The organism is Rhizobium sp. BK251 (assembly GCF_004345245.1).
Lineage (GTDB): Bacteria > Pseudomonadota > Alphaproteobacteria > Rhizobiales > Rhizobiaceae > Rhizobium.
The window spans coordinates 435,690-460,739 of record NZ_SLUQ01000003.1; the positions used below are offsets into that span (position 1 = coordinate 435,690).

Genomic DNA, 25,050 nt, shown 5'->3' on the forward strand with positions numbered 1-25,050 from the left:
CGGCCTAATCATCGTCGCAACGGATGGTTCCGGGACAGCGATGCGCTGGCCGGGATGAAAAGGGAATGTGAAGGGGTGGACCCAAGTCGGGCGCCCTCATCGCAGCCGACCCCGCGACTGTATAGCGGTCAGGGTCTTCCGTCCTGGCTCGGATGATGCTTGCCGATAGTCCGCATGGTGCAGGCGGGCAAGCAGCAGACGGGCGGGGAAAAGCCACTGGATTGGCATCGTGATCAGCCGGGGCCGGACGCCTCCATTTCTACGAATCGTCCACCCTTTCGCGATGCCGGTGAGTCCGGGAAGGCGAGGAAGAACCGATGGCGCACGATCAGGTACGCCGCCCTCGGGCGGAGCCTGATCGTGTCGCCGCACCCGCGAGCCAGGAGACCTGCCATGCGTGCCGGGCAAAAGCCCACCAACTAGGGATGTGATCCCGCTGCCAGCACGGAGGTTGTCATGGCTGTGAAATTTTTCGGTTACCTGCCGCCACAGGATTGTGCGGCAATGCTCGCATCAGCGCGCGCTTCGCGTCTCGGCGCGTGAGTTCCGTGCATGACTGAGCACAACAATTCGGGCGTCGTCTTCGTGCTGGGTGGCGCGCGTTCCGGCAAATCCCGCTTTTCAGAAGAGCTTGCCGCGGCGACCGGCCTCGAACGGCATTATGTCGCGACAGGCCGTGCCTGGGACGAGGAGATGCGCGATCGCATCGCCCGCCACCGGGAGGACCGCGGAGGCGCCTGGACGACCCATGAAGTGCCGCTTGATCTCGTGGGTTGCCTTCGGGCGACCGATCAAGCCGATCGCTGCATTCTCGTCGACTGCCTCACGCTTTGGGTTACCAATCTGATGATGGCGGAACGCGACATGGCGGCGGAATTCGCCGCACTTGCCGAGCTTCTGCCACGCACGAAGGCGCGGATAATTATCGTCTCGAACGAGGTCGGTCTCGGCATCGTACCGGAAAACCGCATGGCGCGAGATTTCCGCGACCATGCCGGCCGGCTCCACCAATTGATCGCCGCTGCGGCGGCAGAAGTCTATTTCGTCGCGGCCGGACTGCCGCTGAAAATGAAGGGTTGATCGCATGAACCAGCAGAAGATTCCCGCTACTGTCATCACCGGCTTCCTGGGAGCGGGCAAGACGACGATGATCCGCAACCTCCTCACCAATGCCGGCGGGAAGAAGATCGCCCTCATCATCAACGAGTTCGGCGATCTCGGCGTCGATGGCGAGGTGCTGAAGGGCTGCGGCGCGGAGAACTGCACCGAGGACGATATCATCGAGCTCACCAACGGCTGCATCTGCTGCACCGTCGCCGACGACTTCATCCCGACCATGACCCGGCTGCTGGACCGCGAACAGCGGCCCGACCACATCGTCATCGAGACTTCGGGCCTTGCGCTGCCGCAGCCGCTCGTCGCCGCCTTCAACTGGCCGGACATTCGCACCCAGGTGACGGTTGACGGCGTGATAACGGTGGTTGACAGCGCAGCCGTTGCCGCGGGCCGTTTCGCGGACGACCATGACGCGGTCGATGCGCGTCGCGTGCAGGATGAAACCCTCGATCACGAGAGCCCGATCGAGGAACTCTTCGAGGATCAGCTTACCTGCGCCGACCTGATCGTTCTCAACAAGACAGACCTGATCGACGAGGACGGGCTTGCGAGAGTTCGCGACGAGGTGGCCTCCCGCATCGCCCGCAAGCCGACGATGATCGAGGCAAGAAACGGCGAGGTTTCGACCGCCATCCTGCTCGGTCTCGGCGTCGGAACAGAAGCGGAGGTAGCCAATCGCAAGTCGCATCACGAACTGGAGCACGAGGACGGCACGCCGCACGATCACGACGAATTCGACAGCTTTGTCGTAGAGCTTGGGCCCATTGCGGACCCTTCGGCTTTTGTCGACGGCCTGAAGCAGGTGATCGCCGCCCATGACGTTCTGCGGCTGAAGGGCTTCGTGGATGTTCCCGGCAAACCAATGCGCCTGCAGATCCAGGCGGTCGGAACCCGCATCGACCAGTATTTCGACCGGGCCTGGACGCAGGGCGAGCCGCGGCAGACGCGGCTTGTGGTCATCGGATTGCACGAGATGGACGAAGCGCAGGTGCGCCAAGCCATCGAGGCACTGGTCTAAGGCGATATCATGCACCTCCTCCTGGCCCAGAAGGGAACGATAAGCGATGGCGAGGAGGCGGTCGATCTCGGCCAGTCGCCTGGCGATATCCTGTTCCTTTCGGCGGCCGATACGGAGCTCGCCGCGATCGCCTCGGCCCACGGGCGCGGAGAGGGCAAGCATTCGCTGAGACTTGCGAGCTTGATGAGTCTCCGACATCCGATGTCCGTAGACACCTATGTCGAACGGACCGCTCGGCATGCTAAGCTCATCATCGTGCGCGCCCTCGGCGGCGCCGGCTATTTCCAGTATGCGCTGGAAGCGCTGCATGCCTGTGCCGCCCGCCAAGGAGCGATGATCGCCGTTCTTCCGGGTGACGCGAAGCCGGATCCAGGCCTGACACCCTTCTCCAATGTCTCTCTGGAGGATCTCAATGCGCTGTGGTCCTACCTGATCGAGGGGGGAGACGTGAATTCGGCGGCGTTCCTCTCCTATGCCTCCGCCATGCTTGCGGGTACGGAGAAACCTGCACCGGCGGTCCCTCTCATGAAAGCCGGGATCTGGTGGCCGGGGCGCGGTGCAATCGGCGTGGAGGAGTGGCGAGGCCTCGCCTCCCAACAGCCTGAAGCGCCTGTCGCCGCCATCGCCTTCTATCGCGCGCTCGTGCAAAGCGGCGAGACAAAGCCGGTGGAAGCGGTGATCGAGGCGCTTGCGGCCGAAGGCATGCGGGCGCTGCCGGTCTTTGCCTACAGCCTCAAGGACCCGGTTTCGAAAGCCATCCTTGAAAGCGTCTTTACCGAATTGAAGCCGGAGGTCGTGATCAACACGACCGGCTTTGCCGTTTCGGCGCCGGGCGCCGACCGCGAGCCGACAGTGCTTGAAACCGGAGAGCCTGTGGTCTTGCAAGCCATCCTGTCGGCCTCTTCGAAGGAAGCGTGGTCGATATCGGCTCAAGGTCTGTCGGCACGGGATCTCGGCATGAACGTCGCGTTGCCGGAGGTCGATGGACGTGTGCTTGCACGCGCCGTCTCATTCAAGACCGCGGCACGCTATGACGACCGGGTCGAAGCCAACATCGTCGGCAGCGAGCCCGACGAGGGCCGCATGCGCTTTACTGCGCAACTCGCCGCCAACTGGGCGCGGCTCCGGCAGACCTCAGCTGATGCGCGTCGCATCGCGCTGGTGCTTGCCAACTATCCGAATCGTGATGGCCGGCTCGGCAACGGCGTCGGCCTCGACACGCCGGCCGGCACGATCGAGGTGCTCAGGGCGATGAAATCGGCGGGTTACGCCGTCTCCGACATTCCGGCTGATGGCGATGCTTTGATGCGGCATCTGGTGGAGGGCCCTACCAATGCCCGCTCTTTCGGCAGGGTCACCCGCGAGACCCTTTCTCTCAATTCCTACAATGCCTTCTTCGCATCGCTTCCCAAGAGGGTTCAAGACGAGATCAAGACACGCTGGGGCGCACCGGAGGACGACCGCGGCTTCAGCGGGGGCGCCTTTGCCTTGTCTCTCGTCCGTTTCGGCGAGACGCTCGTCGGCGTCCAGCCGGCACGCGGCTACAACGTCGATCCGAAGGACAGCTATCACTCGCCGGACCTTGTGCCGCCACACGGCTACCTGGCTTTCTATGCCTTCCTTCGGACGGAATTCGGCGCCCATGCGGTCATCCACATGGGCAAGCATGGCAATCTGGAATGGCTGCCCGGCAAGGCGCTGGCTCTTTCGGAGGAGTGCTATCCCGAAGCGATCCTCGGGCCGGTTCCGCATCTCTATCCCTTCATAGTCAACGATCCGGGCGAGGGCACGCAGGCAAAGCGGCGCGCGAGCGCCGTCATCATCGACCATCTGACCCCGCCTCTGACCAGGGCCGAAAGCTACGGCCCGCTCAAGGATCTCGAAGCGCTGGTCGACGAGTACTACGAGGCCTCCGGCGGGGATCCGCGCCGCATCCGGCTCCTGCGCAAGCAGATCCTCGATCTCGTCGTCGATATCGGTCTCGATGCCGACGCCGGCATCGCCAAGAACGAGAGCGAGGACGAGGCGCTGAAGAAGCTCGACGCCTATCTTTGCGACCTCAAGGAAATGCAGATCCGCGACGGGCTGCACATTTTCGGTGTGTCGCCCGAGGGCCGACTTCTGACCGACCTGACCGTTGCGCTGGCGCGTGTGCCGCGCGGCATGGGCGAGGGCGCAGACCAGAGCCTGCAGCGGGCAATCGCAAAGGATGCGGAGCTCGTCTTCGATCCCCTGGATTGCGACATGGCTGCCCTGTGGACGGGGCCTCGGCCGACGATCCTGGCGGAACTCTCGCCTGATCCGTGGCGCACGCAGGGCGATTCGGTCGAGCGGGTCGAGCTGCTGGCGACGAACCTTGTGTCCGGCGCGGTTCGGTGCCCCGCCTCCTGGGCAAACGTGCTCTCGGTACTGGACGAGATCGAGGCCCGGCTCAAGCCTTCGATCCTGCAATGCGGCGACGCGGAGATCGACGCCTTGATGAAGGGTCTCGACGGCAGGTTCGTGCAGCCGGGACCGTCCGGCGCGCCGACCCGCGGCCGCCCCGACGTGCTGCCGACCGGGCGCAACTTCTACTCCGTCGATAGCCGTGCCGTGCCGACACCGGCGGCCTACGAGCTCGGCCGGAAGTCCGCCGAATTGCTGATCCGCCGCTACGTCCAGGACCATGGTGAATGGCCTGTCTCGTTCGGCCTCACCGCGTGGGGCACGTCCAACATGCGCACCGGCGGTGACGATATTGCGCAGGCCCTTGCCCTGATCGGCGTCAAGCCGCTCTGGGATATGGCCTCGCGCCGCGTGACCGGTTACGAGATCGTTCCGGCGGCACTGCTCAGACGACCCCGCGTCGATGTCACGCTGCGCATCTCCGGCTTTTTCCGCGATGCGTTTCCCGAGCAGATTGCGCTTTTCGACAGGGCAGTCCGTGCCGTCGGCGCTCTCGACGAGGACGCGGACGACAACCCGATCGCTGCGCGCATGTGCGGCGAGGCGAGGCGGCTCGAGACGGCTGGCCTTGACGCTTCCACGGCAACGCGCCGAGCCGGCTATCGCATCTTCGGCTCGAAACCGGGTGCCTACGGCGCCGGATTGCAGGCTCTGATCGACGAGAAGGGCTGGGAAAGCCGCGCCGATCTCGCAGAGGCCTATCTCGTCTGGGGCAGCTATGCCTATGGCGCGGGCGAGGAGGGTCGCGCAGAACGCAGCGTCTTCGAGGAGCGTCTCCGTTCGCTCCAGGCGGTGATCCAGAACCAGGACAATCGCGAGCACGACCTGCTCGACAGCGACGAATATTACCAGTTCGAAGGGGGCATGGCGGCCGCGGCCGAATATATCGGCAATAGCCGCCCTTCGATCTACCACAACGACCATTCGCGCCCGGAGAAGCCAATCATTCGCTCGCTCGAAGAGGAAATCGGTCGCGTGGTGCGGGGCCGGGTCGTCAATCCGAAGTGGATCGCGGGCGTCATGCGTCACGGTTACAAGGGTGCCGTCGAGATCGCTGCGACGGTCGACTACCTCTTCGCCTTCGCCGCAACGACCGGGGCGGTGCGCAGTCATCACTTCGAGGCGGTGTATCAGGCTTTTGTGGCGGATCCCAAGGTCCGGGATTTCATGGCCGAGAAAAATCCGGCAGTGCTCGCCGAGATGAAGGAACGGCTTTTGGAATCGATAGACCGGCGGCTTTGGTCGCCTCGGAGCAACTCGGCGCGCTTCGACCTGTCGACCCACGAGGGCGAAGGCGCAAACATCAAGATCATGCATGGGGAGAAACGATGATCGAGGAAACCACAGAGGCGGCGACCGACCCGGTCAGGGACGACGAAACCCGCCACTCCGAAAAGATGGCGAAGAAGAAAGTCGCCCGCGACAAGATCATGGCAACGAAGACGGGTGAGAAGGGCCTGATCATCGTCCATACCGGAAAGGGCAAGGGCAAGTCCTCGGCCGCCTTCGGCATGATTTTCCGCCACATCGCCCATGGCAAGCCTTGCGCGGTCGTGCAGTTCATCAAGGGCGCGATGTGGACGGGCGAGCGTGACCTCATCGAGAAGCATTTCTCGGATGTCTGCCAGTTCCACACGATGGGCGAAGGCTTCACCTGGGAGACGCAGGACCGGGCCCGCGACATAGCGGCGGCGACCGCCGCCTGGGAGACGGCGAAGGCGCTGATCCGCGACGAGCGCAATTCGATGGTCCTGCTCGACGAGATCAACATCGCGCTGCGCTACGACTATATCGACGTCAACGAGGTGATCGAGTTCCTCAAGGCCGAAAAGCCGGTTATGACGCATGTCGTGCTGACGGGCCGCAATGCCAAGGATGAATTGATCGAGATCGCAGACCTCGTGACCGAGATGGAGTTGATAAAGCATCCGTTCCGATCAGGCATCAAGGGACAGGCCGGCGTCGAGTTCTGATGGAGCAGGGCTCGTCCCGACCTTGCTGTCCCGCTCCTAATGCAGGACCGATAGAGCCGGGTCGGTGAAGATGCGTTCTGCGAAATAGATAGCGCCCGGCTTCGTCAGATGCACCCGATCCTGCGACAGGAAGAGGCCGTTCTCGTCGAACACCGGCATGGTCGTGCCGTCCCTGCCGATCAGGTGCAGCAGGTCCACAAACTTGCCGCCAGGCGGAAGCGTTGCGCGCTGGAGGTTGTTCTCGTCGAGGATCGGCTGGAGGATTTTCGATCGCACGCTCGCGCGTTCATCGGGCGGCGTTCGAAGGAAGGGGTTGAGATTGTAGCCGAAATGTTTCGGCCCGATCACGATCAGCTTCTTCGCGTTCTCCGCGCCGATATCCGCCGTCAACTGGCCCGCACAATTGGAGCCAATATAGACCAGGACAAAGACGTCCGTTTCGCTGAAGAGCTTTGATAGCGTGGGCGAGACTGGAGATTGTGCCGGGCACACATAGTCGTCGCGGTAGATAAGGTTGTAGTCGCGCTGCCGTCCGGCCTCCTCGATGACATTGACGAAATCGCGCCCTGTGCTGTCGCCCATGACGAGCACGTTCTTCTTTCCGTTCTTGGGGAAATCGTCTGTCTTGAAGCGGAAGACGCCGGAATTGTAGGCAATGAACATCTCGCGCTCGTCTACTCCATTGAACACGCGACTCGGGAAGCCGTGTGTCAGGTGCGCGCCGAGACCGACCGCGAACATGAGGGCTGCAGCCGTGGCAAGCCCGGTCGAGAGGAAGCGCATTGGCGTGATGGAGCGATCGCGGAAAGGCGTCTCGACATATTTCCATGTAAGCCAGGAGAGCAGGAAAGTTGCCGCGACAAGGCCAAGCATGTCGAGCGGACCAAGCGGATCCAGGCTGTAGGTTCGCGCAAAGGCGAAGAGCGGCTGGTGCCAGAGATAGACGCTGTAGCTGATGAGCCCAATGCCGACGAGCGGTGACAGCGAAAGGATACGGCAGGTGACAGTACCCTCCCTTGCAAAAAGCAGTACCAACGCCGTGCCGAAGACGGGCGCCAGCGTATAGAGTGATGGAAAGGGGACGTGGCTGTCATAGACGAATATTGAGAAGCCGATCAGGAGCATGCCGATCGTCGCAAGCACTTCGTTGTATTTCCGCTCTAGACGGAAGCTTGCAAATGCGCACATCGACCCGACGAGGAGCTCCCAGGCGCGCGAAGTCGTGAGATAGAAATTCGCCTGCGGAAAGAGGCGCCCGCCGATCTCGCACATGATCAGGCTGGCAACCAGGATCACGCCGATGGCGACGAGAGTGGGCTTGCGCCCCCAACGCCAAAGACCGACCAGGAGCAGCGGAAAGAGCACGTAGTACTGCTCCTCGACCCCGAGGCTCCACGTATGCAGCAGGGGCTTGAACTCCGCCTCGAGGTCCCAATAGCCACTCGTTTTTGCAAGCAGGAGATTGTTTGCGAAAAGTATGGTCGCAACAACGCTTTGCCCGAAGTTCTCCATCATGTCGGGCAGCATCCACAGCCATGCGAAGGGGATGCAGGCGAGGATCACGACGAAAAGCGCAGGAAGGATACGCCGCGCCCGGCGTTCATAGAAACGGGCCAGCGAGAACCGGCCCTTGTCGAGCTCCGCGATGATGATTCCCGTTATGAGGAATCCCGAGATGACAAAGAAGATGTCGACGCCGACGAAGCCCCCTGTGAAGATGGGGAAGCCTGCATGCGATAGGACGACAGGCACGACAGCAATCGCTCGCAGTCCATCAATCTCGCGACGATGCTCCATAGACCTGCCCCAAAACGCAAACCATGACCCGTACGCGCAACGCCGGCTTCACCGCCATCCGCGACGGCGTCCCTCGAAGGAAGACAGCCTCTTGTCGCACGCAAGGAATCCGTAACATGGGCATATGCGGCGCATAATATGGACGAATTGCCTAGAGGCTGGGTTCGGTGGTACCGAAATCGGTAGCGACGGATAACGGCACATCCAGAAAGCGTAGATTCGCGACCGGCGTCTAAGACTTTGGGACAGTTTGCGGAGCCTTTGATCGCGCCACAACTGATCAATAGCCCCACCCGCTCCCGCATCAGGGCGAGCCTGGAGTTCTGACGGTTACCGCGCGATATCTCTCAGGATGCGGGCCGTTTCATCGTCCGCCGGAAAGAAGGATTCGACGGCAAGTTCGGAGAGCGTGACATCGATCGGTGTTCCGAAGACGGTCGTCGTAGATATGAAGGACAAGATCCCGATCTTCGTGTGCAGCCTGAGCGGCACGGCAATGCCGCCGTAGTCCTGTACCGCATGAACAGCCGGGGCGGGCGAGGGATATGCCTGCAGTTCGTTCAGCAATCCTGCCAGCGTGTCGTCACCGGAAATCCCGATCTGGTGGCGCAATCTGTCGAGCAGATGAGCGCGCCATTCCGCCAGGTTAGCGATGCTTCCTGCAAGCCCGTTCGGATGAAGGCTGAGCCGCAATACGTTGACGGGTGGAGAAAGCAGTACAGCATCCTCGACCAGTTCAAGCAGCGGTGGTAGTGCCGCGTTTGCTGCAATGAGCGTCCAGTGCCGGTCGATCGCAAGCGCCGGGAAAGGTTCGTGCCCCTTCAGCACCATGTCGATCGCTTTGCGGGCCGGCCCCAGCGCCGGGTCGGAAAGCGGTCGTTCGGAGAAGACCGGCGCGAAGCCGGCGGCAAGCAGAAGGCCATTGCGTTCACGCAGGGGCACGTCGAGCCGCTCGGCAAGGTGCAGCAGCATCTCCCGGCTCGGGGTCGACCGCCCGCTCTCGATGAAGCTCAAATGGCGCTGCGAAATCTCGGCCTCCAGCGCCAGATCGAGCTGGCTCATGTGCCGACGCTGGCGCCAGATGCGCAGGTGATCTCCGAGAGAGCGGGCGGGCGCCGTCATGCAGCATCCGGTAACTGGTCGATGAAGCCGTGGACGGCTTTCAGCCTCCCGCCTTCGAGTAGGGCGAAATCCGTGCCTTTGATCACCGCCTCGCCGCCGTCCGGGCCGAGCCCCCAGGAAAAGCGCAGATTGTCGCCGAAGCCGTCGGCCCCGCCGATCAGCGAGAAGCGAAAGTCCGGAAAGCGGTTCTGCACGGCCTGCACCAGGCCGTTGATCTGCTCGTGACCCTCGCCACGCATCAGCGGGTCGATGTAGGTCGCGTTTTCCGTCCAGCATTCGGCGATAAGGCCGCGGCGGTGCTCGGCATCGGTCTCGTTCCAGATGGCGAGGTAGCGCTTTGCATTCATGTTGGCGTCGGTCATCGGGGTCATCTCCTTGCGATCGCCCGGTCGTTCCAGGCAGCGCGATCTTGCGGGAGGCGGAATGTCCGATCAATTACGCCTGAGGTAATAGAATGCCCGCGACCAATGTCGAGATATAGACATGGATGGGATTTGCCGGATCGGCGAGCAGCTTTATGGCAAAGGCGATGCAGACGACGACCAGCAGCGGTTTGATGATCTTCGCGCCGCTGCGCATCGCAAGACGCGAGCCGGCCTGCGCACCCAGGAATTGGCCAACACCCATGAGGAGACCAATCTTCCAGAGCGTCGCTCCATAGGATGTGAAGACGATCAGAGCTCCGATGTTCGAGCCGAGATTCAGAAGCTTGGTATGCGCGGTGGCCTTGAGCAATCCGAAGCCCGCCAGCGTGACAAAGGACAGCATGAGGAAAGAGCCGGTCCCGGGACCGAAGACGCCATCGTAGAAGCCGATCAGGGGTACCACAGTCAGCCCGAAGAGGAAGGGCGACATGCGGCGATGCCGGTCAAGATCATCGAGGTTCGGCTTGAAGGCGAAGTAGAGCGCGATGACGATCAGCAGGACGGGCATGACGATGCGGAGCAGTTCGCCCGGCACGATCGTCGCGAGCGCCGCCCCGAGGCAGCCGCCGACCGCCGCCATCAGCGCCATGGGCAGTTGCTCCTTCAACCGGACATGGCCCTTGCGCGCGTAGGCGATCGTCGCCGAGGCTGACCCGAAGACAGACTGAACCTTGTTCGTGCCGAGCGTCTGCAGCGGTGGAATGCCTACGATAAGCATCGACGGAACCGTGATGAGGCCGCCGCCGCCGGCGATGGAATCGACGAAGCCAGCGAAGAAAGCGGCGGCGAAAAGCAGGAGTAGCAAGTGGAATGCGAGGTCTGGCAAGGGAGGAACTCGAGAGATGGGACTTGATATATCGCGAGCCTTCTTGCATTCCGGCTTCGCCAAGGCAATCGTCTCCGCTGCATGTGCGGCAAATTTGATAGCCGCAAGCACATTGATGGAACCGCTTACGATCAAAGAAAGCCCGAATTGCACACGATGAAGGAATTAGCGTCTGCAAGTGTGGCCACCCAGAAGAGCCGCCCGGGCAGGTTTGTGCTCGGCATGGGCTGCGAGCGCGGCACGCAGCCCGACGAGGCACTCCTCCTCGTCCGGCAGGCCATGAGACTGGCAAGCATCGACGCGCATGACATTGCGGCTTTGGCTTCGATCGACAGTCGATTGAACGAGCCGGCAGTGCGTGCGATCGCGGATCTCTTCGGCGTTTCCCTCGCCACATTCGACGCGGCAAGGCTGGAGCAGGAGACACCGCGGCTCCTGAATCCCTCGGAGCGTGTCTTTGCCCGGGTGGGCTGTCATGGTGTCGCCGAAGCGGCCGCTCTTGCCGTCGCCGGGCCGGTTGGCGAACTCGTGCTCGGCAAGATCAAGTCTGCATCGGCAACGGTGGCCATTGCCAGGATTGGCTCGCCGGATGTTGCAGAAAAATAGCCGAAGTTTATGGTGGGCCGCTTCGGCACCGGCCCCGCCTGGGGTCAATCGGTCGATAGGATCATCAAGGAATTATCATGCATAAAGTCATTTACGACACGGATCCCGGCGTCGACGATGCCATGGCGCTTCTCTTCCTGCACCGGCATTCGGAGATCGACCTCCTCGGCATCACCACCGTGTTCGGAAACGCCTCTGTCGAGACAACAACGCGCAATGCACTGTTTCTCAAGCGCGAATGGGACATAGCGGCACCGGTTGCAAAGGGTGCAGGCGTCACCATCGACCCTTCGCGTCCGGATCGCCCTTGGCCCACCGTCGTTCACGGCCACAATGGCCTGGGAGACATCGATGTCCCCGAAACAATCGACCTGCCGCTCGATTCGCGGCCGGCGCATCAGTTCATCATCGACACGGTACGCGCGAACCCGGGCGAGGTGACGCTTGTAGCCGTCGGTCGAATGACCAATCTGGCGTTGGCCCTTCGCCATGATCCCGAGATCGCCTCCCTCGTGAAGGGCGTCATCATCATGGGCGGCAATTTCTATGTGCCGGGCAATGTTTCGCCGGTGGCGGAGGCGAACATCCATGGCGACCCCGAAGCGGCCGACATCGTACTAACAGCACCCTGGAAGGTCGTGGTGGTCGGGCTCGATGTCACGGCGGTCACGGTCATGACCCGCAGCTATCTTGCCGAAATGGCCGCTGCGGGCGATGCGCCGGTCAAGCTGCTCGATCGGCTTTCGCAGTCCTATATCGACTTCTATGGCCATATCATCGACGAGGCCATGATGGTCCACGACAGCTGCGCCTGCGTATACCTAGTGGCGCCGGAGCTCTTCGAGACGCGGTCGGGCGCAGTGCGCGTGGTCTGCGGCGGCATCGCCGACGGCCAGACCATCCTGAAGCCGGACGGCCGCCGATTTCCGCCCGGCGATTGGGACGGCTATCCGAGCCAGATCGTCTGCACGGGGATACAGTCGGTCAAGGTGCTGGATCTCATTCGCTCGACGCTGCTTTCGGCCTGATGGATGGATCCACGACGCGGCCGTTGCTGCCGCGTCGCCCCGTTCATGGCTGTATGTTCGAATAAAAACAATTTATTATGTAAAATACTTAAATAAATAAACTCACTCTCTCGACATGTTGCTTTGCCTTTGATTGACAACCTCCGGCACTGTCGCGTGCAAGAAACGATCCTTCGCGGATATGCGGGTTTCGGCCCGCGAGCGCCACTATCATCAAGGAGGCTTCCAAGATTGCAATTTACCCCGCCCGGGCATAGGACAAGAGGGATGAACACTACTGCATTCTCGAACCTGCCGGTGCTGGAGCCGGGCAATGTCTGGCTCGTCGGGGCCGGTCCGGGTGATCCGGGCCTGTTGACGCTGCTCGCCGCCAAGGGCCTCGCCGAGGCGGACATCGTCGTCTATGACGCATTGGTCAACGAGGACTGCCTCAAGCTCGCCCGACAGGACGCCGCGCTCGAATATGCCGGAAAGCGTGGCGGCAAGCCGTCGGCGAAGCAGCGCGACATCTCCCTTCGCCTTGTCGAGCTTGCTCGGGCAGGGCAGCGCGTACTGCGGCTGAAGGGTGGCGATCCCTTCGTCTTCGGACGGGGCGGAGAAGAGGCGCTGACGCTTGTCGAATACAACATTCCGTTCCGCATCGTGCCCGGCATTACGGCCGGCATCGGCGGTCTTGCCTATGCCGGCATCCCCGTCACCCATCGGGACATCAACCATGCCGTGACGTTTCTGACGGGCCACGATTCCTCGGGCGTCGTGCCGGATGCGATCAACTGGGAGGCGATCGGGAAGGGCTCACCTGTCATCGTCATGTATATGGCAATGAAGCATATCGCGCAGATCAGCACGAAGCTGATTGCTTCCGGACGTTCGCCTCACGAGCCTGTCGCTTTCGTCTCCAACGCGGCGACCGACGGGCAGAAGGTGCTCGAAACGACCCTCGGCGAGGCGGCCGCCGCCGTCGCGGAATCGCGCTTCGAGCCCCCGGCGATCGTCGTCGTGGGCGAGGTCATCAGGCTGCGGCCGTCTCTCGACTGGCTGGGTGCATTGGCCGGGCGGAGACTGCAGCCGGACCCGTTCGCCCGGAAGGCAAACAAGGTAACGGCATGAGCGGCCTGCTGATAGCTGCACCGTCCTCCGGGTCGGGCAAGACGACCGTGACGCTCGGACTGCTCAGGGCACTGCGCGACCGGGATATTGCCGTCGCTCCCGGCAAGGCTGGCCCTGATTACATCGATCCGGCCTTTCATGCTGCCGCAAGTGGCGTTCCGTGCCTGAATTTCGATGCCTGGGGGATGCGTCCGGAGCTCATTTCCGCAAACGCCGCCCTTCACCGGATGGGAGACCGGATGCTTGTCGTCGAGGCCATGATGGGCCTTTACGACGGTGCCGCCGACGGCACCGGGTCACCGGCGGATCTTGCCGCCATGCTGGGGCTCTCGGTGGTGTTTGTCGTCGACGCCTCGCGCATGTCGCATTCGATCGCCGCGCTTGTCAGCGGCTATGCCAATTTCCGCGCGGACGTCCGTATCGCCGGCGTCATCCTCAACAAGGTGGGCAGTGCGCGCCACGAGACCATGTTGCGCGGGGCACTCGAGCGCATCCGCATGCCCGTCGTCGCCGTCCTGCGTGCCGACGAGAGCCTGGAGGTGCCGGAGCGGCATCTTGGCCTGGTGCAGGCCGGCGAGCACGCGGCGCTCGAGGATTTCATCAACCGCGCCGCGTCCGCCGTCTCGCGAGAGTGGAATCTAGACATCCTGCAGCGAGCGGCGCAGCAGGGTCTGAACAGGCCGTCTGACGCCAATATCGGCCGGCTGCCCCCGCTTGGCGGCCACATCGCGGTCGCTCGCGATATCGCCTTTGCCTTCTGTTACGACCACATGCTCCTCGGCTGGCGTCGCCGCGGCGCCGAGATATCCTTCTTTTCGCCGCTGAGCGACGAAGGTCCCGCTGCAAGCGCGGACGCCGTCTATCTGCCCGGCGGATATCCGGAGCTCCATGCGGGCAGGATTGCCGACGCAGGCAACTTCCGGCGCGCCATGGCTGCCGCAGTCGAACGCGGAGCGCGCATTTATGGCGAATGCGGCGGCTATATGGTTCTGGGCGAGGGGTTGGTGGATGCCGATGGCGAGCGACACAGGATGCTTGGGCTCCTGCCGGTGGTCACGAGCTATGAACGGCGCAAGCGCCACCTCGGTTATCGCCGTATCACTCCACTTGACGCCTCCTTCTTCGACCAGCCGATGACGGCGCATGAATTTCACTATTCGACCGTCGTCTCTGAAGCCGGTGTGGAGCGGCTGTTCCAGGTCACGGATGCGCTCGGCAACGATCTTGGAGAGGCGGGCTTGCGGCGAGGGAAGGTGGCTGGCTCCTACATGCACCTCATCGATATCTCCTCGGAGGCAGCATGAGTCCGGCGATCGTGCATGGCGGCGGAATCACTGCCGCGGCGCGTCTCTACGGCGGAACGCCGGGCGAATGGCTCGACCTTTCGACAGGCATCAATCCGAACCCCGTCGCGTTGCCTGAGATAGCCATGTCGGCATGGCACAGGCTGCCGGACGCCTACCTTGCGGAGGCCGCACGCGAGGCGGCACGCACCTACTATCGAAGCGTCGAGCGTCAGCCACTGCCGGTTCCGGGAACCCAGTCCGTCATTCAGCTCCTACCGCGGCTTGTCGAGCCCGACAGGCGCGTCGCGATCCTTTCGCCGACCTATGGTGAATATTCACGAGCCTTCCAGGCCGCGGGCTTTACCGTCGATCATGTTGACGACCTCTCTGCCGTGGGGCCGAGCCACGGGCTCGTCGTCGCCGTCAACCCCAACAATCCCGATGGCCGCATCCTTTCCAGAGAGAGGCTTGAGCACCTGCATGCCGAGCTTGTCGCGCGCAACGGACTGCTGCTTGTTGACGAGGCGTTTGCCGATGCCGAGCCGGATCGCAGCCTTGCGCCTTTCGCTTCGCGGATGCCGAATCTGGTCATCTTCCGCTCCTTCGGCAAGTTCTTCGGCCTTGCCGGTTTGCGGCTCGGCTTCGTCATCGCAAGGCCGGACATTCTCCAGCGCCTCGAGGAGTGGCTTGGTCCCTGGGCGGTTTCCGGTCCCGCGCTTTCGCTTGCGGCTTCGTTGCTCGCTGGGGATACGGTCGAACTGCGCGAACGCATTCTTCAGCGCCGCGCCGCTCTTGCCGCTGTCCTAGAGAGAGCAGGGCTCAGAGTTGCAGGCGGCACGGCACTTTTTGCTCTCGTCGAAGACCGACGGGCGGGAGCGATTCATGAACATCTGTGCCGGCACCACATCCTCGTCCGCAAGTTCGACTATGCGCCGAATTGGCTGCGCTTTGGCCTTGCGCCGGGCGGCGAATCGGACCGACGACTGGCCGACGCACTAGCAGCTCCTGGCAGATGATGGCTGACGAACACCTGCTCATTCTCGTCCTTGCGCTTTTGCTGGACCGCATCGTCGGCGATCCGGACTGGCTATGGGCGCGCCTGCCACATCCTGTGGTCGCCTTCGGCAAGGCGATCGCCCTGTTCGACAGGAGATTCAACGGTCGCGGCCTGCCGGGACATGTGCGGCGGCGAAACGGCGTGCTTTCCATCGTGGCCCTCCTTTCCCTCAGCGTCGCCGCGGGCTGGATCCTTGAATACATCTTCGGCCTGTTCGGACCGCTCGGCATTCTTGCGGAAATCGTCTGTGTTGCCGTATTGCTGGCGCAGAAGAGCCTTGCCGATCATGTCGGGACGGTCGCTGCCGCTTTGCGAACGGATGGGCTCGCGGGTGGACGAGAGGCGGTGTCGAGGATCGTCGGCCGCGACCCGGAAACGCTCGACGAGCCAGGGGTCTGCCGCGCCGCAATCGAGAGCCTTGCCGAGAACTTCTCCGACGGCGTCGTGGCACCGGCGCTATGGTATGCCGTCTTCGGGCTTCCCGGGATTCTGCTCTACAAGATGCTGAATACCGCTGATTCCATGATCGGCCACAAGTCCGAGGCCTATGTCGACTTCGGCTGGGCATCCGCACGGCTGGACGACCTCGCCAATTGGCCGGCGGCGCGCCTCTCCATCCTGCTGATTTCGGTGGGTGCACTGCTTCGAAGCAGCCTTTCGGCGGCCATCCGCGCCATCGATGTCGCCCTGCGCGATGGCGGATTGCATCGCTCGCCGAACTCAGGGCGGCCTGAGGCGGCGATAGCCGGGGCGCTCGACATCCAACTCGCGGGACCGCGGATCTATTCCGGCGTTCTCGTCAGCGAGCCGATGATCAACGGCGCCGGCCGTGACACTGCAATGGCGAGCGATATCGAGTCCGCCATTTCGATCTTCCGCGCCGCCTGCACGGCACTTGCGCTTGCGGCGCTGCTTCTCTTCCTCTGCCTTCTCTGATCGGCCAATAGCAGGCATTGCCAACAGTGTATTGATATATCGCATGGCGCAGCCGGCCGCCGCCAAGGCGCGGAGGTTGTGTTCCATTGCTGTTTGCGCAACAGTCGTCCGGCAAATTGCCGGCCGTCGTGGCCGAAACCATTGGCTTTTGGAATGGATTTGCCTATGAGGGGCATTGAATAATCATTTCAAGAGGTATGGGCGTGACTGCTACATTCGACAAAGTTGCCGACATCATCGCTGAGACGAGCGAAATCGATCGCGAGACGATTACGCCGGAAAGCCACACGATCGACGATCTCGGCATCGACAGCCTCGACTTCCTTGACATCGTTTTCGCCATCGACAAGGAATTCGGCATCAAGATCCCGCTCGAGCAATGGACGCAGGAAGTCAACGAAGGCAAGGTTTCGACCGAAGAATACTTCGTGCTGAAAAACCTCTGTGCCAAGATCGACGAGTTGCGCGCCGCAAAGGGCTGAGCCATACCGTTTCTCTTCGAACGCCCTGCCGCGCTGGAATATGGCGGCCGGGCGGTTTCGTTCCCGCATAGGCCTATCTGACCGGAACAACGTTGAAATGCGGCCGGTCGCGCCGGAGAAAGCGATGCTGCTGGAATATTTCCAGATGATTGACAGGGTGGAGACGCTGGACCTCGGGGCCGGCGTGCTCAAGGCGCAGTCGATCGTTCCTGCGAAGAGCCCGGTTTTCGAGGGGCATTTTCCCGGAATGCCGCTGGTGCCCGGCGTGCTCCTCATCGAGACGATGGCGCAGGCATCTGGCATGCTGGTACTTGCCGTTACGAATTTCGCCGCGATGCCGTTCCTGATGTCGGTCGATGGCGCAAAAATGCGCACCTTCGTGGAGCCGGAAGCTGTACTCGACATCGAGGCACATCTGGAGCACGACGGCTCTGGATTTGCGGTGACGAAGGCAAGAATCGCCGTTGCGGGCAAAAAGGTGTGCGACGCGCAGCTCAAGCTGCGCACGATGCCTTTCAACGAGGTACCGCTCGCCGATATCGTCAGGAAGAGGGCGGAAGAGGTCGGGCTTCTTGACGCAATCGCCGCCGGCGCCTAACCGGGAAGGATCGGCAGGGGTTTGCCGGACGGCAGTGCGTCCCATGCGAAATGTTGCTGTGCCGCCGTGCGTCCTAAGTTTGCGCGTCGCACAGTTCAGAGGATGACAGATGAGCAAGTCTCAGAACGACGTGGTGATAACCGGTGTTGGAATCGTCACCTGTCAGGGTGTCGGCAAGGAGGCGCATGTCGCCGTGCTGACGGCGGACAAGGCACCGGCAACCATCATCGAGACCGAAAAATTCAAGCCTTACCCGGTGCACCCGCTGCCCGAGATCGACTGGTCGCAGCAGATTCCCAAGCGGGGCGATCAGCGGCAGATGGAAAACTGGCAGCGCATCGGGGTGTTCACCGCCGGTCTCGCGCTTGACGATGCGGGCTTCAAGGACGACCTGGAAGCCTGCGGTACCATGGACATGATCGTGGCCGCCGGCGGCGGCGAGCGCGACATCAACGTCGACACACTGATCGTCGACGAGGCGCTGAAGCGCAACGATCGCGAGCTGCTCCTCAACGAGAAGCTGACGACGGAACTGCGGCCGACGCTGTTCCTGGCGCAGCTTTCGAACCTGCTGGCCGGTAATATCTCCATCGTCCACAAGGTCACCGGGTCATCGCGCACCTTCATGGGGGAAGAAGCCTCGGGCATCTCCGCCATCGAAACGGCGTTCCATCGCATCAAGTCAGGCGAATCCACCCATGCGCTGGTCGGCGGCGCCTTCTCGGCCGAGCGGCCGGACATGATCCTCTTGTTCGAATCGCTCAACGGCCATTCCCTTGGTGATTGGCACCCGTTCTGGTCGCGCAAGCCAGAAGACGGCGGCGGCATGATCAGCGGCTCGCTTGGCGCATTTCTCGTCCTCGAATCGCGCGCCCATGCAGAAGCGCGCGGCGCGCACATCTATGCGGCCATTGATGCTGTCGAGGGCGATCGCGGCTCGCGAGAAGAGGGCGGGCTTGAAAAGCGTCTCGAGCGCCTTCTCGATCTTGCCGGCGATGCGCCGGCCGAAGGCACCGTTATCTTCTCCGGCAGTACCGGCTTCCTCGAGCTCGCGTCACGAGAGAAGGCACTGCTCGATGAGAAGTTTCCGTCGGCCGCGATTCGCGGCTACGGCGGCATCGCGGGCCATGGCCTCGAAAGCCAGTTTCCCCTGGGCATTGCTTTCGCCGCACTCGCCCTGGCGAGCGAGGCGAAGGTGCCTGCTTTCGATCCGACACACGAGAGGCCCATGAAGGCCGCGGCAAGCAAGGCGATCGTCACCACGGTCGGCCATGTCCGCGGCGAGGGCGTAGCCGTTCTTTCCGCCGAAGCGTAGGGAGTAAACTCGATGACGACATCCGCCTACAAGGATCATCTCGGCCGCCCGATCGTCGCCGTCACCGGCATGGGCATCATCACTTCGCTAGGCCAGGGGCTCAAGGACAATTGGAACGCCCTTTCGTCCGGTACCTCCGGCATTCACAATATCAGCCGGTTTCCCACCGACGGCCTTTCCACCCGCATTGCCGGCACGGTCGATTTCATCGACATCCCGGTCCCGAACGCCGTCGAGCGCTCCTATGCCTTCGCACGCGAGACGACGATCGAGGCACTTGCCCAGGCGGGACTGTCCGGCGATTTCAACGGGCCGCTCTTCCTCGCAGCCCCGCCGATCGAACCTGAATGGAGCGCCCGCTTCGACCTTGCCGACCGCTCCCCGCCGTCCGATCACCCGGGTGACGCTTATGAGCGCTTCCTGGCGGCCATGCGTCAGCGGCCGGATCCGGCATTTCACGAGGCCTCTCTTTTTGGCGCCATCTCAGAGCGCCTTGCCGATCGCTTCGGCACGCGAGGCCTGCCCGTGACGCTTTCGACGGCATGCGCTTCCGGCGTAACGGCGATCCAGCTCGGTGTTGAGGCGATCCGCCAGGGCCGGACCACACGGGCGCTGACGGTTGCGACCGACGGCTCGCTCAGCGCCGAAGCGCTGATCCGCTTCTCGCTCCTGTCAGCCCTTTCGACCCAGAACGACCCGCCGACCAAGGCGTCAAAGCCCTTCAGCAAGGATCGCGACGGCTTCGTCATCGCCGAAGGTGCGGCGACCCTGGTGCTCGAATCGCTCGAGACGGCTGTCGCCCGCGGCGCAAAGATCCTGGGCATCATGCGCGGTGCCGGCGACAAGGCCGACTCCTTCCACCGCACGCGGTCTTCCCCCGACGGAGCCCCGGCAATCGCGACGATCCGCGCGGCTCTTGCCGATGCCGGTATCGACGAGGGCGCAATCGGCTACATCAACGCGCATGGCACGTCGACGCCAGAGAATGACAAGATGGAATATGGCTCGATGTTTGCCGTATTCGGCGAGGGGCTCGCGAGCATCCCGGTTTCGTCGAACAAGTCGATGATCGGTCATACGCTGACGGCGGCGGGTGCTGTTGAGGCGGTGTTTTCGCTGCAGACGATGCTGACCGGGATACTGCCGCCGACGATCAACTATAACAATCCGGATCCGTCGATCGCACTCGACGTCGTGCCGAACAAGAAGCGGGAAAAGCAGGTCAATGCCGTGCTTTCGAACTCCTTCGGTTTCGGCGGCCAGAATGCCAGCCTTGTCATGTCGCTCGAACCGGCTTAATCGGTTCCCGACAAAAATTTGAACGAGACAGGGACGTACCGCCGCGCCCGCATCCTACAGGATGTGTGAGGGTCGTGACGGGTCCTGCAGCTACGCACCGGGCGGGGGCCCGCTGCGCTTCCGAAGGACTTTCCCATGCGCGCTTTGCAACTGATTGACGACCGCAAGCTTGAGATCACCGATCTCCCCGAACCGGATGCACCCGGCGCCGGCGAGGTGACGTTGCGTGTCAAGGCGGTTGCCCTCAACCATATCGACGTGTGGGGCTGGCGTGGCATGGCATTCGCCAAGCGCAAGATGCCGCTCGTCATCGGCGCCGAAGCCTCGGGAGTGGTGGAAGCGATCGGGCCTGGGGTTGCAAACGTCCTTCCGGGCCAGCTGGTCTCCATCTATGGCGCGCGAACCTGCGGTCTCTGCCGCCCCTGCCGAGAGGGCCGCGACAACCTCTGCGAACACGTTTCCGGCGTGCACGGCTTCCATCTTGACGGCTTCGCGCAGGAGAAGGTGAACCTGCCGGCGCGCCTGCTCGTGCCCGCACCGCCCGGTGTCGATGCCGTGGCGGCGGCCGTTGCTCCGGTCACCTTCGGTACCGTCGAGCACATGCTGTTCGACAATGCCAAGCTCGAACCCGGCGAGACCATTCTGGTTCATGCCGGCGGTTCAGGCATCGGCACGGCGGCGATCCAGCTCGCCAAGAAGATAGGCTGCACCGTGATCACGACCGTCGGCTCGGACGACAAGATCGAGAAGGCCAGGGCGCTCGGTGCCGACCATGTCATCAACTACCGCACCGACCGCTTCGAGGGCGTGGTGCGCAAGCTCAGCAAGAAGAAGGGCGTGGACGTCGTCTTCGAACACGTCGGCAAGGACACCTGGGCAGGGTCGATGCTCTGCCTGAAGCGCGGCGGCCGTCTTGTCACCTGCGGCTCCACCTCGGGCGTCTCGACGGAAATGAACCTGATGATGCTGTTCCAGCAGCAGCTGAAGCTCCTCGGCTCCTTCGGCTGCCGCATGGAGAACATGGCCAATGCCATGCAGAAGATGGGCCGCGGCCTCGTCCATCCGGTGATCGACACCGAAGTCAGCTTCGGTGAGATCGACCGTGCGCTGGAGCGCATGGAATCGCGCCAGATCTTCGGCAAGATCATCCTGAAGATGGACTGAGCATTGAAGATCCTCATTACCCGGATCGTTCTCGCACTTCGGCATTTCCAGCAGTGGCTGGTGGCGCAGATCGCGTTCGGATTCCTGAACTTCCTCAAGCTTTTTCCCGCCGATGGCGCAATGAACTTCGCCGACCGCTTCGTGCGGCTCATCGGCCCGAAGACGCGACGCCACAAGCTGATGCTCGTCAACCTGCGCAACGCTTTTCCAGAGAAGAGCGATGCGGAGATCGAGGAGATTGCGCTCGCAAGCTGGGGCAATATGGGTCGGCTGGCTGCCGAATATGTCTTCCTCGACCGGCTGTTCGACTTCGATCCCGAAAGGCAGGGGGAGGGACGGATCGAGGTCTCGGGAATCCCGCTCTTCATCGATCTCAAGGACAATCCGCGGCCCTTCATCGTCTTTACCGGCCACACCGGCAATTTCGAGCTGTTGCCCGTCGCGGGCGCCGCGTTCGGGCTGCACGTCACCGTCCTCTTCCGTCCGCCAAACAATCCCTATGTCGCGGAAAAGGTCTTTGAGTTCCGCAGCGCCCGCATGGGCCATCTCGTTCCGTCGCATGCCGGCTCTTCTTTTGCGCTTGCCCGCCAGCTCGAGTCCGGCGGTGGCGTCGGTGTCCTGGTCGACCAGAAGTTCACCAAGGGTTTGACGACCACATTCTTCGGTCGAGACGTGAAGACGAATCCGTTGCTCGCAAAGCTTGCCCGGCAGTTCAATTGCGAAGTCTACCCGGCACGCTGCATCCGCCTCCCGGGCAATCGTTACCGGCTGGAGATTGAACCGCGCATGGAACTCCCGCGGGACGAGCGCGGCAATCTCGACGTCCGCGCCACCGCGCAGATGCTGAACGACAAAGTCGAAAGCTGGGTAAGGGAAAATCCCGAGCAGTGGCTGTGGTACCACGACCGCTGGAACATCAAGCACACGCTGCCACGATAATCACCTACGGCAAACAGCGTAGACGGCGCTCTACCCTAAAATTTGATTGAGATTGAACGTGAGGGGAAATCATGTTAAGCCCCTGTCACTGAGAGGAATTTGCCGCTTGGGGGCAGTCAGCGGCAGCTGATTTCGTCGAGTATCTGGCGGCCCGGTGACTTTTTCAAGATATAAGAAGAATATTTATTAGGAGGACATCTTGCTGTCACTCTTTCAGGCGTTTTCGCTGCAATGCTTGGATCTCCAACGGGCGATCAAAAGCGGGGATGACGCTCAGGTGCGTGCCAAGGATCGCGATCTGGAGCGGCTTATCGCCGAGATCCTTTCGCACAAGGCGGGCAATATCGTCGAGATCTATACCCAGCTTCAGTTCGTCAGCCATCTGATACGGCACGAGGCGGATGATCGATCCTGCGTCTTGCGCCATTCGGCGGCGCTGTCGATCCTGCTTGACCGCTATTTCGGCGTCGAGGGAGGGGCCATGGACACGGTGTTCCAGGACGTCTTGTCCCAATCGGCCGCGTCGGAAAAGCCTACATCGACAGACGTCACGAGCATCCTGAATGCCGTCATCCTGGACAGCCTCCCGGATCGTGTTGCGGTGATCACCAGGGATTACCGCTACCTCTATTCGAACCCCGCCAATGCGACCTATCTCAACTGCAAGCCCGTGGAGCTCATCGGCCGGCATGTCGTCGAGTTCGTTGGGGAAGAGCGGTTCGAACGACGCGCCAAGGCAAAGCTGGACGCATGCCTCGCGGGCGAGCAGCTGGACTATACCTACGATCTCGACCTTCCGGACGGCAGGAGCAAGACGGCGCGCTGCCGGATGACGCCGCTGCGTACGAACGAGAACGAAATCATCGGCGTGCTGATCGTCCTGCAGGACATCGGCGTGCGGCTCGGCGTGCTCGCGGCGTGATCCGCTAGCGGGCAGACCAGACGGCGAGTTCGTAGCCGTCCTTGTCCGCGAAATGGAAACGGCGTCCCCCGGGGAAGCTGTAGATCGGGCGGACCACCTTGCCGCCCGATGCCTCCACGCGGGCGGCCGTCGCCTCAAGATCCTCGGCGTAGAGAACAATGAGCGGACCGCCCGGCGTCACCGGGCCGAGCGTGGTAAAGCCGCCGGTCAGTCGCCCGTCGGCAAACTCGCAATATTCGGGTCCGTAATCCTTGAAGCTCCATCGAAACGCCGCGCCATAGAAGGCCTTTGCAGCGGCGATGTCGGAGACGTTGAACTCGATGTAGTCGATCTTGCTGTCATTGCCTTCGCCCGTCATCGCGGAATCCTCCCTAGCGTTCCATCAACGTCTTCAATGTGGTGAGGTCCTTGAGCACATGGTCGGCATCAGCGCTGAACTGCTCGTCACTCATCCCAGGCATCCTGAACAGCGTGAACATGACCTCGCAGCCGTCGCCATTCGGGACGACGCGCAGCGCGTTGTAAACCCTGAGGCCCGATTCGATGGTCACGGTATGGTCTATCACGCCGAATTCGTTGCGCGGAACGAAGCTCACCCGCACCGTGCCGAGCACCCCGCGCGCGATCCAACTGTCGCCGTCCCGCTCGAGACCGGAGGCAAGCCCCGATGCCCAGAGCGGCATGTTTTCCGGCTCGCCTGCGAAGTCATAGACGCTCTGCCAGTCGCGGCTAACAGATAGATGAACGATCCTTGCCGTCATCGTGGACATGCTCGACCTCCATGCGCGGAAGATAAGGCGTCCGCACAGCGCCGGTATTGAACGAAACGGCCAGCGGGCCCTTGAACTGGCGCACGACCGCGGCAGGCGTCAGGCCCGACATATCACGGACCTCCCGGGTCATGTGCGCCTGGTCCGCATAGCCCGCTTCAGCGGCCAGCCAGGCGAGGGAACAGGGCGTCGTGGCACGAACCTGCTGCAGGAAACGCTGGAAGCGCAGGATACGATCCAATGTCCTTGCACCATAGCCGAAAACCTCATGACAACGTCTGCGAAGACTGCGCTCACTTATGCCAAGTTCGGCCGTGAGGTCGTCGATCATGCTCCTGCGCCGGCCAACGGCATTGTCCAGGCGACGAAGGACGAACTGCATAGCCGCGGCCGCTGGCTTCTCTGTCCCGGCGCGGTCGACTGCACGAAGCATCAAGTCGATCCGTTCATCGTCGCTGCCGGCTTCGGCTATCCGGTCCTCGAACTCGGCCGCAAGGCCTGGCGCGATATCCCCGAGCGCCACCGTCCGACCGACGATGTCGGAAAGGGGCAGCCTGAGCCATTGCCCGGCCCGGCCTGGCGCGAACCGCACACCGAGCAGGCGGCTGCCGGCCGGGATATCCGGAAAAGCGGCTGTCCTGTCGGGTCCGACGATGCAAAGCTCCCCGCCGGTCCAGATGAGATCGCTGCAGCAGTCCGGAACGACGGTGATTCCTCCCTCGATCTCATCCGGTAGCTGGTGGATCCAGGCGCATCGGATGTGTGGCTGCAGAAGGCCCGAGGGGGCCGACTCGATATATCGCCCGGCGAGCGGCG

General features: G+C 62.5%; 25 protein-coding genes and 1 riboswitch. Of the genes, 18 read left to right on the forward strand and 7 right to left on the reverse strand.

The features are described from left to right. Positions 1-7 precede the first annotated feature (7 nt). Positions 8-411: riboswitch (cobalamin riboswitch) on the forward strand. 141 nt (positions 412-552) lie between these two features. Genes cobU through cobO form a run of 4 tightly spaced genes read left to right on the forward strand, consistent with a single transcriptional unit; the run spans position 553 to position 6,552 of the window. Then, positions 553-1,080: a bifunctional adenosylcobinamide kinase/adenosylcobinamide-phosphate guanylyltransferase gene (gene cobU, locus EV286_RS09115; RefSeq protein WP_132956701.1), complete on the forward strand. Its 528-nt coding sequence runs from the start codon at positions 553-555 to the stop codon at positions 1,078-1,080. 4 nt (positions 1,081-1,084) lie between these two features. Beyond that, positions 1,085-2,134, forward strand: a complete 1,050-nt coding sequence (cobW, locus tag EV286_RS09120; protein WP_132956702.1) for a cobalamin biosynthesis protein CobW — start codon at positions 1,085-1,087, stop codon at positions 2,132-2,134. A gap of 9 nt (positions 2,135-2,143) precedes the next feature. Next, positions 2,144-5,911: a cobaltochelatase subunit CobN gene (cobN, locus tag EV286_RS09125; protein WP_132956703.1), complete on the forward strand. Its 3,768-nt coding sequence runs from the start codon at positions 2,144-2,146 to the stop codon at positions 5,909-5,911. Further along, positions 5,908-6,552 carry a cob(I)yrinic acid a,c-diamide adenosyltransferase gene (gene cobO, locus EV286_RS09130; RefSeq protein ID WP_132956704.1) on the forward strand — a complete coding sequence of 215 codons (645 nt, stop codon included), beginning with the start codon at positions 5,908-5,910 and terminating at the stop codon, positions 6,550-6,552. The genes cobN and cobO overlap by 4 nt, the downstream gene beginning before the upstream one ends. 36 nt (positions 6,553-6,588) lie before the next feature. Here the strand turns inward: cobO and EV286_RS09135 are convergent, their stop codons facing one another. From EV286_RS09135 to EV286_RS09150, 4 genes are all read right to left on the reverse strand, one after another. Continuing rightward, the gene (locus EV286_RS09135) at positions 6,589-8,349 is read right to left on the reverse strand and encodes an acyltransferase family protein (protein ID WP_132956705.1); all 1,761 of its coding nucleotides are present in this window, start codon (positions 8,347-8,349) and stop codon (positions 6,589-6,591) included. A 330-nt stretch (positions 8,350-8,679) separates the two neighbouring features. After that, on the reverse strand, positions 8,680-9,471 hold the full coding sequence (locus EV286_RS09140) for a helix-turn-helix transcriptional regulator (protein ID WP_132956706.1): 792 nt from the start codon (positions 9,469-9,471) through the stop codon (positions 8,680-8,682). After that, complete coding sequence (locus EV286_RS09145; RefSeq protein ID WP_132956707.1) at positions 9,468-9,833, reverse strand: nuclear transport factor 2 family protein; 366 nt, start codon at positions 9,831-9,833, stop codon at positions 9,468-9,470. Before EV286_RS09145 ends, EV286_RS09140 begins: the two co-directional genes overlap by 4 nt. 73 nt (positions 9,834-9,906) lie before the next feature. Continuing rightward, positions 9,907-10,722 (reverse strand): TSUP family transporter, encoded by an 816-nt coding sequence (locus EV286_RS09150; RefSeq protein WP_132956708.1) that lies wholly within the window; start codon positions 10,720-10,722, stop codon positions 9,907-9,909. A gap of 156 nt (positions 10,723-10,878) precedes the next feature. Between EV286_RS09150 and EV286_RS09155 the strand changes: the two genes are divergently transcribed. The 13 genes from EV286_RS09155 (at position 10,879) to EV286_RS09215 (ending at position 23,464) form a co-directional block, all read left to right on the forward strand. Beyond that, positions 10,879-11,328, forward strand: a complete 450-nt coding sequence (locus EV286_RS09155; protein ID WP_132956709.1) for a cobalamin biosynthesis protein — start codon at positions 10,879-10,881, stop codon at positions 11,326-11,328. 77 nt (positions 11,329-11,405) lie between these two features. Continuing rightward, positions 11,406-12,356, forward strand: coding sequence for a nucleoside hydrolase (locus EV286_RS09160; protein WP_132956710.1), 951 nt, complete (start codon positions 11,406-11,408; stop codon positions 12,354-12,356). Positions 12,357-12,623: 267 nt separating this feature from the next. Continuing rightward, positions 12,624-13,466 carry a uroporphyrinogen-III C-methyltransferase gene (gene cobA, locus EV286_RS09165; RefSeq protein ID WP_132956711.1) on the forward strand — a complete coding sequence of 281 codons (843 nt, stop codon included), beginning with the start codon at positions 12,624-12,626 and terminating at the stop codon, positions 13,464-13,466. Next, entirely contained in the window at positions 13,463-14,770 is a 1,308-nt protein-coding gene (locus EV286_RS09170) for a cobyrinate a,c-diamide synthase (RefSeq protein WP_132956712.1), read from the forward strand. Before cobA ends, EV286_RS09170 begins: the two co-directional genes overlap by 4 nt. Next, positions 14,767-15,768: a threonine-phosphate decarboxylase CobD gene (cobD, locus tag EV286_RS09175; RefSeq protein ID WP_132956713.1), complete on the forward strand. Its 1,002-nt coding sequence runs from the start codon at positions 14,767-14,769 to the stop codon at positions 15,766-15,768. The genes EV286_RS09170 and cobD overlap by 4 nt, the downstream gene beginning before the upstream one ends. Then, positions 15,765-16,745 (forward strand): adenosylcobinamide-phosphate synthase CbiB, encoded by a 981-nt coding sequence (cbiB, locus tag EV286_RS09180; protein ID WP_132956714.1) that lies wholly within the window; start codon positions 15,765-15,767, stop codon positions 16,743-16,745. Before cobD ends, cbiB begins: the two co-directional genes overlap by 4 nt. Before the next feature lie 197 nt (positions 16,746-16,942). After that, positions 16,943-17,227: an acyl carrier protein gene (locus tag EV286_RS09185; RefSeq protein WP_003495848.1), complete on the forward strand. Its 285-nt coding sequence runs from the start codon at positions 16,943-16,945 to the stop codon at positions 17,225-17,227. Between the two features lie 124 nt (positions 17,228-17,351). Next, a complete protein-coding gene (locus EV286_RS09190; protein ID WP_132956715.1) occupies positions 17,352-17,825 on the forward strand; it encodes a 3-hydroxyacyl-ACP dehydratase FabZ family protein in 474 nt (157 codons plus the stop codon). Between the two features lie 109 nt (positions 17,826-17,934). Beyond that, positions 17,935-19,140, forward strand: a complete 1,206-nt coding sequence (locus tag EV286_RS09195) for a beta-ketoacyl-ACP synthase (RefSeq protein WP_132956716.1) — start codon at positions 17,935-17,937, stop codon at positions 19,138-19,140. A gap of 12 nt (positions 19,141-19,152) precedes the next feature. Then, positions 19,153-20,439, forward strand: a complete 1,287-nt coding sequence (locus EV286_RS09200) for a beta-ketoacyl-ACP synthase (RefSeq protein WP_132956717.1) — start codon at positions 19,153-19,155, stop codon at positions 20,437-20,439. 135 nt (positions 20,440-20,574) lie between these two features. Beyond that, complete coding sequence (locus EV286_RS09205; protein ID WP_132956718.1) at positions 20,575-21,603, forward strand: zinc-binding dehydrogenase; 1,029 nt, start codon at positions 20,575-20,577, stop codon at positions 21,601-21,603. 3 nt (positions 21,604-21,606) lie between these two features. Beyond that, complete coding sequence (locus tag EV286_RS09210) at positions 21,607-22,542, forward strand: lipid A biosynthesis lauroyl acyltransferase (RefSeq protein WP_132956719.1); 936 nt, start codon at positions 21,607-21,609, stop codon at positions 22,540-22,542. 199 nt (positions 22,543-22,741) lie between these two features. Further along, positions 22,742-23,464, forward strand: coding sequence for a PAS domain-containing protein (locus EV286_RS09215; protein WP_132956720.1), 723 nt, complete (start codon positions 22,742-22,744; stop codon positions 23,462-23,464). 4 nt (positions 23,465-23,468) lie between these two features. Here the strand turns inward: EV286_RS09215 and EV286_RS09220 are convergent, their stop codons facing one another. The 3 genes from EV286_RS09220 to EV286_RS32460 are packed head-to-tail and all read right to left on the reverse strand — an operon-like array spanning position 23,469 to position 24,616. Continuing rightward, on the reverse strand, positions 23,469-23,822 hold the full coding sequence (locus tag EV286_RS09220; RefSeq protein WP_132956721.1) for a VOC family protein: 354 nt from the start codon (positions 23,820-23,822) through the stop codon (positions 23,469-23,471). Positions 23,823-23,835: 13 nt separating this feature from the next. Next, a complete protein-coding gene (locus EV286_RS09225; RefSeq protein WP_132956722.1) occupies positions 23,836-24,234 on the reverse strand; it encodes an SRPBCC family protein in 399 nt (132 codons plus the stop codon). Then, positions 24,194-24,616, reverse strand: a complete 423-nt coding sequence (locus EV286_RS32460) for a helix-turn-helix domain-containing protein (protein WP_348633534.1) — start codon at positions 24,614-24,616, stop codon at positions 24,194-24,196. The genes EV286_RS09225 and EV286_RS32460 overlap by 41 nt, the downstream gene beginning before the upstream one ends. Between EV286_RS32460 and EV286_RS32465 the strand changes: the two genes are divergently transcribed. Next, positions 24,503-24,970 (forward strand): hypothetical protein, encoded by a 468-nt coding sequence (locus EV286_RS32465; protein ID WP_245500668.1) that lies wholly within the window; start codon positions 24,503-24,505, stop codon positions 24,968-24,970. The two genes, EV286_RS32460 and EV286_RS32465, sit on opposite strands and share 114 nt — an antisense overlap. The last annotated feature ends 80 nt before the right edge of the window (positions 24,971-25,050 follow it).

Excerpts from the sequence above, each read along its gene's own strand:
- EV286_RS09190 (WP_132956715.1), top strand. The coding sequence starts at position 17,352 with ATGCTGCTGGAATATTTCCAGATGATTGACAGGGTGGAGACGCTGGAC.
- EV286_RS09145 (WP_132956707.1), bottom strand. The coding sequence starts at position 9,833 with ATGACCGACGCCAACATGAATGCAAAGCGCTACCTCGCCATCTGGAAC.
- EV286_RS09185 (WP_003495848.1), top strand. The coding sequence starts at position 16,943 with ATGGGCGTGACTGCTACATTCGACAAAGTTGCCGACATCATCGCTGAG.
- EV286_RS09205 (WP_132956718.1), top strand. The coding sequence starts at position 20,575 with ATGCGCGCTTTGCAACTGATTGACGACCGCAAGCTTGAGATCACCGAT.
- EV286_RS32465 (WP_245500668.1), top strand. The coding sequence starts at position 24,503 with ATGACAACGTCTGCGAAGACTGCGCTCACTTATGCCAAGTTCGGCCGT.
- EV286_RS09160 (WP_132956710.1), top strand. The coding sequence starts at position 11,406 with ATGCATAAAGTCATTTACGACACGGATCCCGGCGTCGACGATGCCATG.
- EV286_RS09195 (WP_132956716.1), top strand. The coding sequence starts at position 17,935 with ATGAGCAAGTCTCAGAACGACGTGGTGATAACCGGTGTTGGAATCGTC.
- cobU (WP_132956701.1), top strand. The coding sequence starts at position 553 with ATGACTGAGCACAACAATTCGGGCGTCGTCTTCGTGCTGGGTGGCGCG.
- EV286_RS09140 (WP_132956706.1), bottom strand. The coding sequence starts at position 9,471 with ATGACGGCGCCCGCCCGCTCTCTCGGAGATCACCTGCGCATCTGGCGC.
- cobA (WP_132956711.1), top strand. The coding sequence starts at position 12,624 with ATGAACACTACTGCATTCTCGAACCTGCCGGTGCTGGAGCCGGGCAAT.
- EV286_RS09135 (WP_132956705.1), bottom strand. The coding sequence starts at position 8,349 with ATGGAGCATCGTCGCGAGATTGATGGACTGCGAGCGATTGCTGTCGTG.
- EV286_RS09155 (WP_132956709.1), top strand. The coding sequence starts at position 10,879 with ATGAAGGAATTAGCGTCTGCAAGTGTGGCCACCCAGAAGAGCCGCCCG.
- cobN (WP_132956703.1), top strand. The coding sequence starts at position 2,144 with ATGCACCTCCTCCTGGCCCAGAAGGGAACGATAAGCGATGGCGAGGAG.
- cobD (WP_132956713.1), top strand. The coding sequence starts at position 14,767 with ATGAGTCCGGCGATCGTGCATGGCGGCGGAATCACTGCCGCGGCGCGT.
- EV286_RS09170 (WP_132956712.1), top strand. The coding sequence starts at position 13,463 with ATGAGCGGCCTGCTGATAGCTGCACCGTCCTCCGGGTCGGGCAAGACG.
- EV286_RS09225 (WP_132956722.1), bottom strand. The coding sequence starts at position 24,234 with ATGTCCACGATGACGGCAAGGATCGTTCATCTATCTGTTAGCCGCGAC.
- cobW (WP_132956702.1), top strand. The coding sequence starts at position 1,085 with ATGAACCAGCAGAAGATTCCCGCTACTGTCATCACCGGCTTCCTGGGA.
- EV286_RS09200 (WP_132956717.1), top strand. The coding sequence starts at position 19,153 with ATGACGACATCCGCCTACAAGGATCATCTCGGCCGCCCGATCGTCGCC.
- cobO (WP_132956704.1), top strand. The coding sequence starts at position 5,908 with ATGATCGAGGAAACCACAGAGGCGGCGACCGACCCGGTCAGGGACGAC.
- EV286_RS32460 (WP_348633534.1), bottom strand. The coding sequence starts at position 24,616 with ATGCAGTTCGTCCTTCGTCGCCTGGACAATGCCGTTGGCCGGCGCAGG.
- cbiB (WP_132956714.1), top strand. The coding sequence starts at position 15,765 with ATGATGGCTGACGAACACCTGCTCATTCTCGTCCTTGCGCTTTTGCTG.
- EV286_RS09220 (WP_132956721.1), bottom strand. The coding sequence starts at position 23,822 with ATGACGGGCGAAGGCAATGACAGCAAGATCGACTACATCGAGTTCAAC.